17 protein-coding genes and 1 pseudogene are annotated in these 15,362 nt (G+C 41.1%); 10 read left to right on the forward strand and 8 right to left on the reverse strand.

The window, feature by feature from the left end; all coding sequences use genetic code 11:
- Positions 1-254 precede the first annotated feature (254 nt).
- On the forward strand, positions 255-671 hold the full coding sequence (msrB, locus tag O9295_RS22840) for a peptide-methionine (R)-S-oxide reductase MsrB (RefSeq protein ID WP_288035584.1): 417 nt from the start codon (positions 255-257) through the stop codon (positions 669-671).
- A 52-nt stretch (positions 672-723) separates the two neighbouring features.
- Here msrB and O9295_RS22845 read toward each other — a convergent pair whose 3' ends face one another.
- From O9295_RS22845 to ruvA, 4 genes are all read right to left on the reverse strand, one after another.
- Positions 724-927, reverse strand: coding sequence for a phycobilisome linker polypeptide (locus O9295_RS22845; protein WP_002739162.1), 204 nt, complete (start codon positions 925-927; stop codon positions 724-726).
- 575 nt (positions 928-1,502) lie between these two features.
- Positions 1,503-1,988, reverse strand: a complete 486-nt coding sequence (apcB, locus tag O9295_RS22850; protein ID WP_002738786.1) for an allophycocyanin subunit beta — start codon at positions 1,986-1,988, stop codon at positions 1,503-1,505.
- 79 nt (positions 1,989-2,067) lie between these two features.
- On the reverse strand, positions 2,068-2,553 hold the full coding sequence (gene apcA, locus O9295_RS22855; RefSeq protein WP_002739012.1) for an allophycocyanin subunit alpha: 486 nt from the start codon (positions 2,551-2,553) through the stop codon (positions 2,068-2,070).
- A gap of 310 nt (positions 2,554-2,863) precedes the next feature.
- Positions 2,864-3,493, reverse strand: coding sequence for a Holliday junction branch migration protein RuvA (gene ruvA, locus O9295_RS22860; RefSeq protein ID WP_288035586.1), 630 nt, complete (start codon positions 3,491-3,493; stop codon positions 2,864-2,866).
- Between the two features lie 63 nt (positions 3,494-3,556).
- Here ruvA and O9295_RS22865 point away from each other — a divergent pair, with 63 nt between their 5' ends.
- On the forward strand, positions 3,557-4,786 hold the full coding sequence (locus O9295_RS22865) for a site-2 protease family protein (RefSeq protein WP_288035589.1): 1,230 nt from the start codon (positions 3,557-3,559) through the stop codon (positions 4,784-4,786).
- Between the two features lie 84 nt (positions 4,787-4,870).
- Here the strand turns inward: O9295_RS22865 and O9295_RS22870 are convergent, their stop codons facing one another.
- On the reverse strand, positions 4,871-6,019 hold the full coding sequence (locus O9295_RS22870; protein WP_288035591.1) for a substrate-binding domain-containing protein: 1,149 nt from the start codon (positions 6,017-6,019) through the stop codon (positions 4,871-4,873).
- 220 nt (positions 6,020-6,239) lie between these two features.
- Here O9295_RS22870 and O9295_RS22875 point away from each other — a divergent pair, with 220 nt between their 5' ends.
- Both O9295_RS22875 and O9295_RS22880 read left to right on the forward strand, forming a co-directional pair.
- Positions 6,240-7,265: a cyanophycinase gene (locus O9295_RS22875; RefSeq protein ID WP_288035592.1), complete on the forward strand. Its 1,026-nt coding sequence runs from the start codon at positions 6,240-6,242 to the stop codon at positions 7,263-7,265.
- A gap of 77 nt (positions 7,266-7,342) precedes the next feature.
- On the forward strand, positions 7,343-7,945 hold the full coding sequence (locus O9295_RS22880; RefSeq protein ID WP_190722005.1) for a chromophore lyase CpcT/CpeT: 603 nt from the start codon (positions 7,343-7,345) through the stop codon (positions 7,943-7,945).
- 11 nt (positions 7,946-7,956) lie between these two features.
- On the opposite strand, the gene O9295_RS22885 is transcribed toward O9295_RS22880, so the two are convergent.
- Positions 7,957-8,130 carry a hypothetical protein gene (locus O9295_RS22885; RefSeq protein WP_002791720.1) on the reverse strand — a complete coding sequence of 58 codons (174 nt, stop codon included), beginning with the start codon at positions 8,128-8,130 and terminating at the stop codon, positions 7,957-7,959.
- 346 nt (positions 8,131-8,476) lie between these two features.
- On the opposite strand from O9295_RS22885, the gene O9295_RS22890 reads away from it, so the two are divergent.
- Positions 8,477-8,845: a hypothetical protein gene (locus tag O9295_RS22890; RefSeq protein ID WP_004163447.1), complete on the forward strand. Its 369-nt coding sequence runs from the start codon at positions 8,477-8,479 to the stop codon at positions 8,843-8,845.
- A gap of 43 nt (positions 8,846-8,888) precedes the next feature.
- The gene (locus tag O9295_RS22895; RefSeq protein ID WP_288035594.1) at positions 8,889-10,700 is read left to right on the forward strand and encodes a sodium:solute symporter family protein; all 1,812 of its coding nucleotides are present in this window, start codon (positions 8,889-8,891) and stop codon (positions 10,698-10,700) included.
- 264 nt (positions 10,701-10,964) lie between these two features.
- On the opposite strand, the gene O9295_RS22900 is transcribed toward O9295_RS22895, so the two are convergent.
- Positions 10,965-12,335, reverse strand: a complete 1,371-nt coding sequence (locus tag O9295_RS22900; protein WP_149979659.1) for a helix-turn-helix domain-containing protein — start codon at positions 12,333-12,335, stop codon at positions 10,965-10,967.
- A gap of 282 nt (positions 12,336-12,617) precedes the next feature.
- Between O9295_RS22900 and O9295_RS22905 the strand changes: the two genes are divergently transcribed.
- The 3 genes from O9295_RS22905 (at position 12,618) to O9295_RS22915 (ending at position 14,016) form a co-directional block, all read left to right on the forward strand.
- The gene (locus O9295_RS22905; RefSeq protein WP_043999243.1) at positions 12,618-13,004 is read left to right on the forward strand and encodes a hypothetical protein; all 387 of its coding nucleotides are present in this window, start codon (positions 12,618-12,620) and stop codon (positions 13,002-13,004) included.
- An 88-nt stretch (positions 13,005-13,092) separates the two neighbouring features.
- Positions 13,093-13,497: a hypothetical protein gene (locus O9295_RS22910; RefSeq protein WP_288035596.1), complete on the forward strand. Its 405-nt coding sequence runs from the start codon at positions 13,093-13,095 to the stop codon at positions 13,495-13,497.
- An 84-nt stretch (positions 13,498-13,581) separates the two neighbouring features.
- Positions 13,582-14,016 (forward strand): hypothetical protein, encoded by a 435-nt coding sequence (locus O9295_RS22915; RefSeq protein WP_044033973.1) that lies wholly within the window; start codon positions 13,582-13,584, stop codon positions 14,014-14,016.
- Between the two features lie 582 nt (positions 14,017-14,598).
- Here O9295_RS22915 and cynS read toward each other — a convergent pair.
- The gene (cynS, locus tag O9295_RS22920; protein ID WP_012264521.1) at positions 14,599-15,036 is read right to left on the reverse strand and encodes a cyanase; all 438 of its coding nucleotides are present in this window, start codon (positions 15,034-15,036) and stop codon (positions 14,599-14,601) included.
- A gap of 185 nt (positions 15,037-15,221) precedes the next feature.
- Here cynS and O9295_RS22925 point away from each other — a divergent pair.
- Positions 15,222-15,362, forward strand: a pseudogene (locus O9295_RS22925) (photosystem II q(b) protein); the annotation flags it as partial.

Raw genomic sequence — 15,362 nt, forward strand, 5'->3', positions numbered from 1 at the left:
GTTGGTGCTGGTGATCCACTGACAGAACTGCTCCCACAGGGAAGCGCTCTCGCGCTGTTGTAGAGTGGTGGTCATTGGTTTATGATTCCTATTAAGTTATCGAGGTACGATTGATGATGTCTCTATCTTAGAGAGTTTGTATCGGTTTGTAAAGGGGTTTGAAACTATTGTTACTTATACCATTGATAAGCTGAGTTTATGAAAAACCCTAGATCTCGAACTCAGGTTAGACTAAAAAGGGAAATTTAATCATAATGGCGGTTGTCATGACTATGGTAGAAAAAGTTCGTAAAACTGAGGCGGAATGGCAGGCCCAGCTAACTCCCGAACAGTTCCAAGTTACTCGCAAAAAGGGAACAGAACGGGCTTTTACGGGTAAATATCACGATAATAAAGAAAAAGGTATTTACAAATGTGTCTGCTGTGGTACGGAGTTATTTACTTCTGACAGCAAGTATGATTCGGGTACTGGTTGGCCGAGTTTCTGGACCGCTACTAACGAGGCTAATATTAAGTACGAACGAGATGTTAGTTTTTTCATGGTGCGGACAGAGATTGTTTGTGCCGCCTGTGATGCTCATCTCGGTCACGTTTTTAATGATGGTCCACCCCCGACGGGAAAACGCTATTGTCTCAACTCTGCCGCTTTGCAGTTTGAAAAAAATCCCTAAAGCAAAAAGAGGTCTGGAAAGACCTCTTTTTTTAAGTTCCAGTGGCAGCCAATTACAGTAAACCTGTATTAGTCCCCGGTTTGCCGGTAGCTAGCTGCACTTTGACAATTTTGCCGCCCATTTTCATGATGCGTTGTTGCTCACGAAACCAATTATCGTAGGGAACGAGTTTGGTGAAATAGGTATTTTGTAATTCCCGTTGTGTCCGAATGCGGCTTTGACTTGGAACACAAGCGGTGATTTTGAACATCCGCATGGATTGATTTCTCCTAATCGCTGAAAAACTTGTCGCTCAAACTAACGAAGGCTTTTTCCTAAATTGACATCCTCACCGCCGTAAACGGACGGTGATTCCTCACCACGCCACCTTTTTAGGGTGGTTGCGTCAATGGGGTTGACGCTTCACCGAAAAACGCTTAATTGCTTAAGTCTGACACTTTCGACCCGTCCATTTAAAGTCTCCGAATGCCCTTCGGCGACTGATTTAATTTTGGTTTATACATACCGACACAGGGTATGTTTTGCCTCTAGCATGGAGTTCCCAGCGGCCGTCAGCTTCCCCTTACTCATCGTCAACCCGTTGCAGGAATTTCAACCTAGTATATTTATTCGGTCGTATCTATGATAGGGCGGGTTTTTTAGACGAGTAAGATTTTAACACAAAGCCGCCCTAAAAGGGGCGGGGTTTTCAACCCAAATTTTCGATAACCAAGGTCGGGAGTCAAGGATCAATACTAGCTCGTCAAAACCTATCTTGGCCAGATTCAGCCTTTAAAGACCTAGCACTCATCCTCGGCTTCCCGAACCCTATTTTGTCCGAGTTCGTTATTTCTAGCTTAAGCCAGAGCTAATGTAGTCGAAGTAAATCCCCATTTCTTTACCCGCATCAGCACCGACTAAACTAGCGGTGACTTCTTTCATCGCTTGGATAGCTTGAACGGTGGAGGAGATGGGTACACCTAAAGAGTTGTAGGTTTCTTTCAGGCCGTTGAGAACGCGCTCGTCGAGGATAGAAGGATCTCCAGCTAACATAGCGTAGGTAGCATAACGGAGATAGTAGTCGAGGTCACGGATACAAGCGGCGTAACGACGGGTGGTGTACATATTGCCACCGGGACGGGTTACGTCAGAGTATAACAGGGACTTAGCCACAGCTTCCTTAACGATACCAGCAGCGTTGGCGCTAATGACACTAGCGGCGCGCACGCGCAGTTCACCGGTGGCGAAGTAGCCTTTCAGTTTGCCGAGAGCAGAAGCGTCAAGGTATTTGCCTTGAACGTCAGCAGAGTTGATAACAGAAGTAATTGCGTCTTGCATGGTGGTTCTTCCTTGGGTTTTGCTTAATCTTAAGAGGTTTACGAGGGGTGTGTCTAGAACAATTCACAAAGGAATTATTCTAGGACATAGAGCCGATCACGTAATCGAAGTAGGAAGAAGCTTCAGAAGCATCGTCAGAAGACATAAGACCAGTAGCAACTTCTTTCATTTCGCGAACGCTTTGAGCTACGGCACCGATGTCGGTTCCTAAAGATTTGTACATTTCACGCACACCGACCAAACCGATTTCTTCAATCGGGGTGACATCACCAGCAACTACTCCGTAGGTGATTAAACGTAGGTAGTAGTCCATGTCACGCAGACAGGTAGCGGTCATTTCTTCGCCGTAAGCGTTGCCACCGGGGGAAACGATGTCAGGACGTTTTTGGAATAAGCGATCGCCAGCTTGTTTGACGATGGTTTCGCGAGCGCCGGTCAGGGTTTCGGCGATGCGTAAACGAGCGGCACCACTGCCAACGAAGGCTTTAATTCTGTCTAGTTCGCCGGGGCTGAGGTAACGAGCTTCAGCATCAGCATTCACGATCGATTTCGTGACGATACTCATTGATGGATTCCTCCCAACTAAGTGAGATTAATAAACTTAATCTGACATTTTATAGCAGTTGTGGTCACTACGCTCAAGTTATCTCGTTTCCGCCTCAGCGTCTCAAGACTTCCCTAGCTAGAGCGACCTAACGCAACTATTTTGCGGCATCTGGTTCACCTTCTCACTATTTTCGTAATACTTTTTAACATTTGCCCTGAGAAAGGATCACCGGAGTGGGGTGTGGGGTGTGGGGTGTGGGGTGTGGGGTGTGGGGAGAATAAATGAAAATAATCTCCTGACGACCGACGACCGACGACCGACGACTGATTTAGCCTAGCCAATTAATGGCCCCTTTAATCCAGTCTTCCGGCTGAGTATTTTTACTAAATAAAGCATCTTGACTGAGGACTGCGATAGCTCGATCGATCTCCTCCCGGCTGTATCCTAAAGCTAAAAGGGTCATCTGCACATCTTCAAGGATTGCCGCTGCCGGTAGTATTGCCGTGGTTGTCGTCGTCGCTTCTCTTAGTTGTCGCCATGCTGCCAATTTAGTTTTTAACTCTAAAGCGATTCTCTCTGCTGTTTTTAAGCCGACTCCGGGGGTTTTGCTCAAAATTTTGGTATTTCCTGTCACTATCGCCACCAAAAGTTCCTCAATCCCCAAGGTATCGATTAAAGCTAGGGCTAATTGCGCTCCAACTCCATTGACGGAAAGCAGTTGACGAAACAGCTCTCGCTCTGGGGCGGTGCCGAAACCGTACAATAAAGGCTGCTCCTCGCGAAGGAGTAGGTGAGTAAAAATCTGACAACTATCATTGTTATTGTTGCCGATGTCTAGGGCTAATCGCGAGGGAATTTGGATTTCGTAACCGATCTGGTTTACGTCTAAAATCAAGATCAGTCGGTTATTAGGGGTTTTGATCACCTCGATCGCTTGTCCCCGTAAATAATTAATCATTGATTTAATTCTCCTACGAAAATAACCGAACCACAGGGATGACGGTTTTTACTCCCTGAAGGAATGCCGGGGAGATTTTCATTTTTGTTACAATTGTTAACAGAAGTGAATGGCGTAATTGATAACCTAATCTTCTTGGCGTTAGTCCCCAATAATTGGAGAAGATACAAAATGAATGGCAACATTAGAGTCGGGAATCTCTTTGGAATTCCCTTTTATATTAATCCTTCTTGGTTCTTCGTTCTGGGGTTAATTACCTTAACCTATGGGGGAGATTTAAGTCAGTTTCCCCAGTTAACGGGAATCATGCCCTGGCTCTTAGGATTTTTTGCCGCTATTCTCCTATTTGCCTCCGTGGTTGCCCACGAATTAGGTCATAGTTTTGTTGCCATCGCCCAAGGTATTGAAGTCAAATCAATTACCCTCTTTTTATTCGGTGGGTTGGCAACTCTCGGCAGAGAATCGAAAACTCCCCTAGAAGCTTTTCTAGTAGCAATTGCCGGCCCTTTAGTTAGTTTACTGCTCTTCGGTATCTTCCTAATTATTGGTTCCAATATTAGCTTAAATGCGCCCCTGGCGGCGATTCTTTCTCTCCTGGCCTATATCAACCTCGCCCTAGGGCTATTTAACCTGATCCCCGGTTTACCTTTAGATGGTGGTAATATCCTTAAAGCCATCGTCTGGCAAGTAACGGGTAATCCCAATAAAGGGGTTTTATTCGCTAGTCGTTTCGGTCAATTTTTTGGTTGGTTAGCGATTGTCATCGGTGCGCTATCAATTCTCGGAATCAGTCAATTTGGCAGTGCTTGGACGCTATTAATTGGCTTTTTCCTTCTACAAAATGCTGGCTTTTCCGCTCAATCAGCTAAGGTTCAAGATTTCCTAAGTCGCTACACCGCTAAAGATGTTATCTCTCCTAATAGTCCTGTAGTGCCGATTAATTTAACCCTGCGCGAGTTTGCTAATAATTATGTTATCGGTAAACAACAATGGTCTAAATTCCTAGTTAACGATAGCGAAGGTAAACTATTAGGAGTGATTAATGTAGAGGATCTGAAAACGATTCCCACTTCCCAATGGACAGAGGTAAATATCGGCCAGTTATTACAAACTAGCGAAAGTCTCAAACTGGTTTTGTCTAATACTTCCCTCCTAGATGTGGTGAAAATTTTGGAAGGAGAAAATTTATCTCAAGTGACAGTGGTAGAAGAAAACGGCACGGTTTTGGGGTTAATTGAGAAAGCTTCTATCCTTACTTTTCTCGCCCAAGAAACCCAAAGTCAAGCCGCTTAATCAGTTATCAGTTATCAGTTATCAGTTAGGTAAATGTAATTTTCACCTCAATATTCTCGCAGAATTTTGTCTAGTATCTCCTGACTATACTAACTGTCGCATTGCTTGCCACAATTGCTCGTATTCTTGCTCGGTTGCTGGCGATAAAGGGTTTAAAAAATCGCTTTTTTTGATCGCTTCTGGATTAACAAGTAAAGGATTATTTCTAATATCTGGGGGAATTTGGTCGGGATTTTCAGTGAGAATTAGGGGGGATAATCCAGAGGTAAATAAAGAAATTTTAGTGGCGGATTCTGGTTGCCAACAAAAATCAATCCATTGCTGGACAAGAGAATTAGGAGTAGTTAAAACTGGTTTTACCCACACATCCGACCAGAGAGAAGTACCAGATTTGGGGACAACAACTTTAATTTTATTATAGCGATCACTCACTGGTAAAATATCATTAGACCAACCCACAGACAGCCAGACATCACCGAGTATCAGGGGTTGTAAATAATATTGAGAACTATAAAATTTTACCTGTTTTTGTAAAGCGAATAGCTGGTCTTTTAGTGCCGTAACTTGCTTTAAATCACTGTAATTATAAGAATAACCCAATTTTTTTAGGGTTAAACCGATGACTTCGCGACGATTATCAATTAGGGCAATTTTACCGGTTAATTCCGGTCGCCATAGATCGGACCAATCCTGTGGTCGCCAGTCAAATTGAGCGAATTTTTCCTCATTATAGGCAATTACTGTCATTCCCCAACGGTAGGGCGCACCCCAGACTTTACCCTCTGTTTGCGGTTGTCCTTGGGCATTGCGAGTCATGTTTTCTTGCCAACGGGGGGGCAGTTTTGACCAATTAGAAAGTTGAGAAGTATCTAGGGGTTGAATTAAGCCGTTGGTAATCGCTTTTCCTAGCCAAGCATCCCCTAGGGTGACTAAATTACCGATCGCTGGTTTTTGTTCCCTAAAAGGAATAGAAATCGAAAATTGTGAGGCTGGTTGCCCCTGATTTTTTAACCATTTTTCCAACAATTTTAATAGCTCTTTCAGCTGCCTTTCCGACTGAAAATTGACTTTTTTTCCGGCAATAGTTTTCCGAAAATCTGTTAGTAATCGTGGCGGAATCGAGCCAGATAGGAGAAAAATGCTCGGCTCGCCGCTTCCAGAAGCGCAGCCACTTAAACCTCCCGCTAAGGCGATTGTACCTAATCCTTGCAAAAAAGAACGTCTGTTTAACATATCGCCCGCCGATTTTCAACTTCAACAGTAATAATTGCCAGTTTCTAGCCTTAAATTATTATAGGACGATTTTTAACAGAATGTAAACTAGGGAGTTTTGCCGCTACCGATTTCAGCTATAGATCGGCTTTGTTGTTAACTTTTATGGTAGAAAACTCTGATTTTGTCCTAGTTAAAGCTAGGATAGAAAGAGTAAGCTAAGAGGCGAGGGTATAAGACTATGTTCGACAATCATAATCGAGATTTTCGTTATTCTTGTCGTTGTGGACAAGCCAATTTTAAGTCTGTAAAACATCGATCGGGTATTTTATTAATCGGGGGAGCGGAAGGAGGTAAATTAGGAGAAGATCAAGCGACCACATGGTTATTGAATCGGGCTAAAGGCGGTAATTACTTAGTGTTGCGCTTTGGCAGTCTTGGCGGTCAAGCCGATTGGATTTGCGACAATTACCGCTCCCTGATCAACTCGGCGGCGGAACTATCAATTGATAGTCGTGAAGCGGCGAATAATCCTGATGTTATCGAATATATTCGTAATGCCGATATTCTTTTTTTTGCCGGTGGTGATCAAAATCAGTACGAGGATTTGTGGGAAAGCACAAAGGTGGAAACAGCGATCAATTATCTGATCAATGAGAAAAAAGTTCCCGTGGCGGGAACCAGCGCAGGAATGGCTATTCTGGGTGATTTTTACTATGCGCCTACTCACGAAGGAGTACTGAGTTCGGAAATATTAAATAATCCCTTTCACTTCAACACCAAAGACTTCTATCGGAGTGATTTTATTCGGGTTCCTTTTCTCAAAAAAGTGGTGACAGATACCCATTTGGATCGACTCAATCAAGATCATCCCGAAACAAGATATGGTCGCCTTTTTGGTTTTTTAGCCCGCAATGTACACGATAATCACAATCAACTGCCCGCCTACGCTATCGGTTTAGAAGAAGGTGCTTTTCTGGCGATCGATGACCATGGTATCGCCAAAGTCTACGGCAACGGCACCGATAAAGGACAAGATGCCTATTTTCTGCAAACTAACGGGACTCTACCCGAACAGATGGAGCCGGATCGGCCTTTAATCTGGAATAATAACGGTCAAGCGGTGAAAGTCTACCGCATCGCGGGAACTCCCTCCGGCAGCGGTAAATTTGACCTCAAGGATTGGTCTAGTGCTGCTGGCGGTCGCTGGGAATATTGGTACACTAAAGGGGGAATAGCTGGGTTTAAGCGGGTTCCATTAGCCTGAAGGTCATTTTTGTCAAAAAAGTGATTTCTATGGGTGTTATGATTAATTTTGAGGCAATAAGGAGAGTTTTTTGAGCTATGACCCCTGAATTAATCACTTTTGGTCGGTATCTCGCAGGTGAATTTGAAAATCAACGGCAAGCACAAGCGGAACCGGTGTGGTACGTTCACCTGCGTTTATGGTTGCGTCCGTTGCCTTTATTTCGGGAAGACAGCATCGCACTTTTTGCCGAACAGGCCAGTATGATCAATTTAGACCAACCCTACCGACCGCGACTGTGGCGATTAACGCGCTCGGAATCGGCAGGGTTAGAGGTTAGGCATTATATGTTTAATGACCTGAAATCCGTGCAAGGTGCGGGCAAAAATCCCGATATTTTGCGAAAAATTAGCTTAGAAGACCTAACTTTCCTGCCTACCTGCACTTTAGCGGTCAAAGTCAATACTCTCGCTGATAATCAATACCAGTTTATCGCCCAACCGCAACCGGAACAGCGCTGTCAATTCACCTATGAGGGGACAACCTATCAGGTGGCTTTAGGTTTCGAGGTGACGAGTCATAGCCTAAAAACCTACGATAAAGGCCTAGATCCCGGCACTGGTAAGGGAATTTGGGGCGCTCTGCTCGGTCCCTATCAATACGAGAAAAAACGGGATTTTTCGGCAGAATTGGAGGTGTGAGGAAGATTGCATCACATTAGGTCAAAATGACGGCAGATGACACCGCAAAGAGCCGCTAAAGCGGTAATTCCTAAAGCTGTACCGATGTCTTGTCCTTGATTGACAGCAAAAGAAGTGACGATTCCCGCACCTAAACCGGCTGTGATTGCCGCTCCGAGAAAATCTTTATCCGAGTTTTTATACATAGAGATAAGGCCAAATTTCGACAAAATCGTGTTTTTTACCTTATCATCCTCTTTTGAGCAACTAATCACCCGGGAGCGGAATTGCAATTAAGCTTTAGATTTAGCCACGTTTCTTAACATTAGATCTGCTGCAAAAATCAAAAATCTTCCGTTAGGTGAGGAGACTCTGAGATAGGAGACGGTCGCCAGGAGGAGAAAAAAGACAATGGACAACTATGCCATTCATAAAACCTAAGATTATGTCAAATTTATCTATTTTTTGGGTATTTTGACCCGATGGCGGCTCGAGAACTTACTTTTGCAGGAGGTCTATTAAGTTGGGTAAGATAGATAGGAGGTAAAATCGATGAAATTAGCTAAAATCTCTTTTTATGGCTTTTTAACTCTGATTATCTCCCTTTTGCTAATACTGAGTTTTGTTAATGCCAGCAAAGCACAATCGGATACGGCGGTAAGATCGGAGTTAATTAGTCTCCGCAATCGAGTCGAGCGCCTTGAAAGTCAGATTCGAGGAATATCCATCCGCGGGGAAAATGCCGCTCCGATTCCCCAACGGCGATCGGGAACGGGTATAGTAAATGGGGAAGTAGTCGGGGAAAGTGACCCACTGTTCCAGCGTTTAGCCACTTTAGTAATTGAACTAAAGGAAGATTTAAAAAAGCTAGAGCAACGGGTGCAAATCTTAGAAAAAGAAACCGTTAGCCAGAAATCGTAGTCAATTGATGCTATAACGATCGAAAGTTAAATTGATCTCAACTATGCAGTTAATTGATTATGTAATTATCCTGCTTTATCTGGCAGGAACCCTAATAATCGGGATTATAGCCGAGAAAAAAGCTTCTCAAGGTCTAGAATCCTACTTTTTAGGTAATCGCAATTTGCCCTGGTGGATGTTAGGGGTATCGGGAATGGCGGCTAACACCGATTTAGCGGGAACTATGGTCATTTCTGCCCTAATTTACGCCGTCGGCCCCAAAGGATTATTTATCGAAATCCGCGGCGGTGTTGTCCTAATTATGGCCTTTCTCATGGCTTTTATGGGCAAATGGAATCGCCGCGCCCAAGTTATGACCATGGCGGAATGGATGCAATTTCGCTTTGGAACTGGAAAACAGGGGAATTTTGCCCGAATTATTAGCGCCGTCGCCACTCTCTTATTCTCTATCGGTGCGATGAGTTATTTCTCCGTTGCGGGGGGGAAATTTTTAGGGCAGTTTCTGGGTATGGATGATCGTCTTGCTTCGGTGATATTAATTCTTTTAACGTTAATTTATACAGTCGCCAGTGGTTTTTATGGTGGGGTAATTACCGATTTATTTCAAGGATTTCTGATTTTTGTGGCGGTAATTTATGTATCGACAGTGGCTTTTTTTACTGTCAATCTTCCCGATAGTTTCACGGTAGCAATTCCGGGGGCAGCGGAGCCAAAAACTTGGAATTTAAGCGACTGGGCTAGTATTTTTCCCTCCCTGACTTTGGATTTACCCGGAGATTATGCCATCTTTAATTTGTTTGGTGGGGTGATTTTCTTTTATTTAGTTAAAACCATCATCGAAGGTTGCAGCGGCAGCGGTGGTTATATGTTACAACGATACCTAGCCGCCAAAAGCGATCGAGATGCCGGTTTATTATCTTTATTCTGGATTATTCTGCTTTCTTTCCGTTGGCCGCTAGTCACAGCTTTTGCGGTTTTAGGTATTCACTATGGTTTAACTAAAGGCACGATTACAGATCCAGAAAGAATTCTGGCCACGGTGATTACTCAATATATTCCTGTGGGGATGAAAGGGTTATTAATTGCTGCTTTTTTAGCGGCAGCTATGTCCACTTTTAATGCGGTTATTAACGCTAGTGCTGCCTATTGGGTCAAAGATATCTATCAAGCTTTTTTGAAACCAAATGCGGGAGAACAGGAGTTAGTTTTTCAAGGTCGTCTGGCCTCGGTTTTTGTGGTCGTAATTGGCTTAGTTTTGAGTTTTAATATCCAAAATGTCAATGATATTTGGGGTTGGTTAACCACGGGATTAGGGGTGGGATTAGCAGTTCCTCTCCTATTACGTTGGTATTGGTGGCGCTTTAATGGTTATGGTTTTGCCGTGGGAACTTTAGCGGGAATGATTGCGGCTATTGCCTCACAAGCGATAATTTTACCTTTCTTTCGTCACAGTCAATATCAGGAACTTATTCTCTTTCTTGTGCCGAGTTTGTTCGCTTTAGCTGGCTGTATTATCGCTACTTTGTTAACTCCTCCCACCGATAGTTTAGTTATGGAAAATTTCTATAATGTTACCCGACCTTTTGGCTTTTGGGGAGAAGTCCGTCACAGTGTTAAACCTAATCTACAGGCAAAAATTAAAGCGGAAAATCAACGGGATATCATCGCCGCTTTTCTCACCGTTCCTTGGCAATTAGTCCTGTTTATGATGGGGATTGTTTTAATCATTAAGCAGTGGCAAAGTTTGAAGATTTTGGCTTTGGTTTTTCTTTTACTTTCCATCGGTCTCTATTTTACTTGGTATCGACATTTATCTAAGGAAATTACCGTCACTAAAGACAGAGATTTAGGTTAGGCAGTTCAGGAGACAGGAGACGGGAGGCAGCTATCAGTTTTTTTCCTGCTCCCCCTGAATGGTTACTCTGTTTCTAGTTGATAATCCTGTCAATTTATGGAAACCCTGAAAATTTAAATTTTTGAATCGGAGAGTTATATTATGATTAAAATATCTATTTTAAATCTCAATATTATGTTAGGATTGTTAAATGCAGGTGTAACTATTTGACAGTCGTAGAATTTCGTAAACTATTATGATTGCGATAAAATTTTCGACTCAGCCCTAGATTTGATGATTAATTACATAAGCTTTAAAAACAGGATTCAAACACAATAAAGCGTTTTCATCTTTTGCCACTATTATTCGTCTGATTAGAGATTGAATTACTTTCAAAGAATCTGTATAAGCTAGAGAAGTTTGGTCGATCATTTCTTTAATAGAAATAGGTTGATTAAAATTTGCTAATTCTGTTAGCATTAGTTTCTCTGATTCTGTTAAACTTTGCAAAATACTTAATAAAGTCTGCTCTAAAGTTTCTTCGGCAATCGGGTATTTAATCTCCAAAAAGTCAGCAACCTTACCTAAAAATGTCTCTTGAATAAAACTAGCAACTAATTCTAACCAAAGAGGATGACCTTGATAACATTTAATTAAGGCTTCCCAACTGTCTTCATTTAATAGATTATGATGGCGCAAAATTTCTATGGCATCTTCTCCTAAACCTTCTATGATTAATGTTTTAATGAATTTATTTTTCTGCACCAAAAAAGTCGTATCAATAGGTTTTTCTTGACTCAACAACAGTAAACAGCTTTGATGATTGACTTCAGCAATGCTTTTAAACAATAGTTGATAATCTTGGTACTCTTTTTGATAATTACCTGCTAGTTTTTTAGAATCAAATAGACTTTGTAAATCATCAAGAATAATCAAACAGCGATGGCTTTTTATTAACTCTAAGAATAAATTTAATTTCTTGTCAAGACTTTGAGAGAGCTTCAATTGAGGATTGATAGAGGGTAAAATTTCACTTAAAAGTTCATCTAATTTTGGACAAAAATACAAACTTCTGCGAATAACATAATTAAAACTATTTTTGATTTTATCAACCAGTTTCAAAGAAAGGGTGGTTTTACCAATTCCTTTTAAACCTAACACAGTAACCAAACGGTATTTCTCCGCAACTATCCAAGTTTCTAGATTATTTAATTCGGCAACTCTCCCATAAAATTGAGTTATTTCAGGAATATGACCTAAATCTAAATAAGGTTGATCGCGCTGGATTTCAGAGTGATAATTATTATTATTGAGGGAAAATGGATTATGATCACAAATATGAACATTATTAAAAGAGACTAAATCTCGTCCCATATTATTATTTATAAAGCTATGTTTCTTTAAAACTGCTCTAATATTTGATTTAGTAATATCTTCCCCTAAAACTTCTGACAAAATTTTCCATAATTCTGAAGCACTATCTCGAATATGACCTTCACTAAGATGAGATTCTTTGGCAACTTCTGAGTATTTGTAACCTTCTAAGGTCCCTTGCAAGATAGTTTTTTGAAGATAGTCTAGATGTTGATCTGTTTTGGCAAAAACCAACTCATCTAAGAGATTTAACACCGTATTAGATAGATTAGCTTGAAACATGGACTATAGATTAGGTAAGTTTTTTACTTATTTTAGCTGATATTTCCGATATTTCAGATCAATTGTTTGGCTGTAAGTTCCGACTTTTCCGACTGACTAAACTCAAGACTACGATGTATCCTAAGTAATTAAGCAGTTTCAAGGCTTTATTTAGGCAATCTAAAGAAAATGTGTGATAGTACAGATTCTAGTATATCACAGTCAGGATGCCTAAAGCCAGTTTAGGCAATGCAGTCCAGGTCACACGATCAACCATTACACAAATCAAATGAGGAGGAAAAAATGACATCAAGTTCTAAAGAAAATGTCTTAGTTGACAACTGTTTTGGTATTGTAACGAACAAAAGACTTACCTATATGGCGAAGAAAAGCTGGTTTAGTGGTGGACGAAGAGAAGATGTTCCTCTCAAGCAAGTTGTTTCAGTTCGATATGAAATGGATAGGAAAGTTGTTGGGGGACTATTCCTTGTTGTTTTAGGAATTGTCTTGATAACTGTAGTAGTGGGTATTATTCCCTTGATTTTTGGTGTTCTATTGATGTGGGGATCTCCAACGGTAAGTGTGGTTACGGCCGGAGGAACAGCAACTCCTGTCACTGGATTGCCATGGCAAAAATCAGAAGCAGAAGCGTTTGTAAATGCTGTACATGGTCAATTATTCGGTGAGTAAATCGAGTGCACAAATTGTCAAAATTTACCCAACCTTTTTGATACTTTGATAATTTCATAAATTGGTAAAGTTAGCTGGAGAATTTTTTATGGATTTGGCAAATCGTTTGCTAATAATGCCTCATTACTTGAGTTGTTTAATTTCATATTTCTTTTTCTTCTATGGTGTATTACTTGCTGTTTTTGGGTTATTTGCACGTGAATTAGTTGCCCAAGTCTTTCTAAATTGGCATATACTTATAGTAATATTTTTTCAGTTTCTTTTACAGATGTTTTTAAACCAATCATCACAGGAACAACTTCTGATGACTTTGGCCAGAGACATTGCATTATTGGCTTTCGGAATGTTACCAAGTATAGCGCCTACCAGTAATTTTCAAGAGGGTCTTCTCGTTTTTGTAATTTCGGGATTTTTTATGGTCGGAATCCTTGACTCAGAAGTAGTTAAGAGTTGTGGTACTTTCGAGCAATTGCTTGAAATGTTTGGTCGCTAAATAATATAGATTTTTAAGATTTACTCAATCTTGCTGATACTTTCATGACTTTAGAGATTTACAAACTTAGCTGGAGAATTTTTTATGGATTGGGGAAATGCTTTGGGAAATGTTTACGATGGGATCGTAAAAGCTGTCTCTGTTGGGTTTTCATTGATGGCGATTTATTTGGGATTTTGGGGATTTTTTGCACAAGATGCTGGAGCAATATCCCTACTATTTATAGTAGGTACTAGCTTGACTATTCTAAGTTATGCTATAACACCTGTACTAGGCTTAAGTTTAGATATATCTGCAATTTTAACTGATTTATTGCTTGTTATAGTATCATATTTTGTGGCACATCTTTTTTTATCTGGTGCTTCTTCATATTTCGGAGTTCCCTATTCACCATTTCTTGTTAATATAATGTTTTTTGGAGCTATCGTTATGGTTAATCTTCGCCGAATAGCGGAGGTAACTTGTTTACCACAACTTGCACAAATATTCAGTTTTTCTATTAATCATTGCCTACGCTAATTTTTTTATGACGAATATTTATGTATTCTAATGATAACAAAAGCTCCATATTTAAGGCTTTAACTAAAGATTACTTTGTTATAAACATCTGCCATCTCTACCTCAATCCTCAAAGATTTTAAAGGAACAATAATGTTAGTTTCATAAGCGGTAAAAAAACAGCGATCTCGCAGAGATACGCTTTGCGGTGCGCCTTCTTCTTGAAAATGTTCAATATAACATCGCCAATTGAAGTCTGAATTGGCAGTTATCAGTTTACTGTCTTCCCACTCCCCAATTCATAATTCATAATTCATAATTCCCCAAACCCTCACCGCTCAAGGAATTAGAAGTTTCACAGCATAATTAGGAGAGATACCTTGACTTTTGCGGCGGCTTGGGTTATGATTTTCTTATAATGGTACTCTTGTGTTTATTATTAAGTGGTTATATTTCCATTATTAGTAAACTCTTTTAAAAATATTGTCCCAAAATCTGCCAAAAAAAGCAAGCAAAATTTTGCCGTCAATTGTTAAGTTTTGTTAAGAAAAATAGCAAGAGCGGCAAGGAATAGAAATTCCTTACCGTTGACTTTGGCAGGACTCACCACTTCTTATAGGGTAAAAACTTACCCGACATGGTAATTTTAACGCGATCGCCTTTAGGGTCTTCCTCCTTATCCACGTCGAGGGTAAAATCGATCGCACTCATAATGCCATCGCCGAATTTTTCATGAATCACCGATTTTAGTGGCATTCCATACACCTGCATGATCTCGTAGAAACGATAAATCAGGGGGTCGGTGGGGACAACAGGACCCAATCCCTTGACAGGATACTCGGTTAAGGATGCGACGATTTCGGTTCCCAGTCCCAAAGCTGCCACAATTTTCGTTGCTTCTTCTAGGGAGGCGCTCGCTTGCCGGTAAAAAACAGCGGCAATCCACACCTCATCTCGTCCTAGAATCGCTTCTAGGTCAGCGAAACTCAGGCCTTTTTCCTTCTTCGCTTCCAATAGTTTTGCAGTAATTTCGGGTATCATCGCTTATTTTTGCAGAATTTGTCTGCTTCTAGTTTACCTGAACATCAGTTATATAAGTAAAAGTTATGACATTGATAAAAAAACATTTCTTAAAACCCCTTTACATAACTATAAAAACCCGATAGTATTAACTCATGTCAAACAACGAACCTTGACAACCTAATACATACAGAAATTATCCAACCATGACCACCACTCTACAACAGCGCGAGAGCGCTTCCCTGTGGGAGCAGTTCTGTCAGTGGATCACCAGCACCAACAACCGTCTTTATATCGGTTGGTTCGGTGTCATCATGATCCCCACCCTGCTCACCGCCACCACCTGC

This window comes from Microcystis sp. LE18-22.4A (genome assembly GCF_027531105.1).
Lineage (GTDB): Bacteria > Cyanobacteriota > Cyanobacteriia > Cyanobacteriales > Microcystaceae > Microcystis > Microcystis aeruginosa.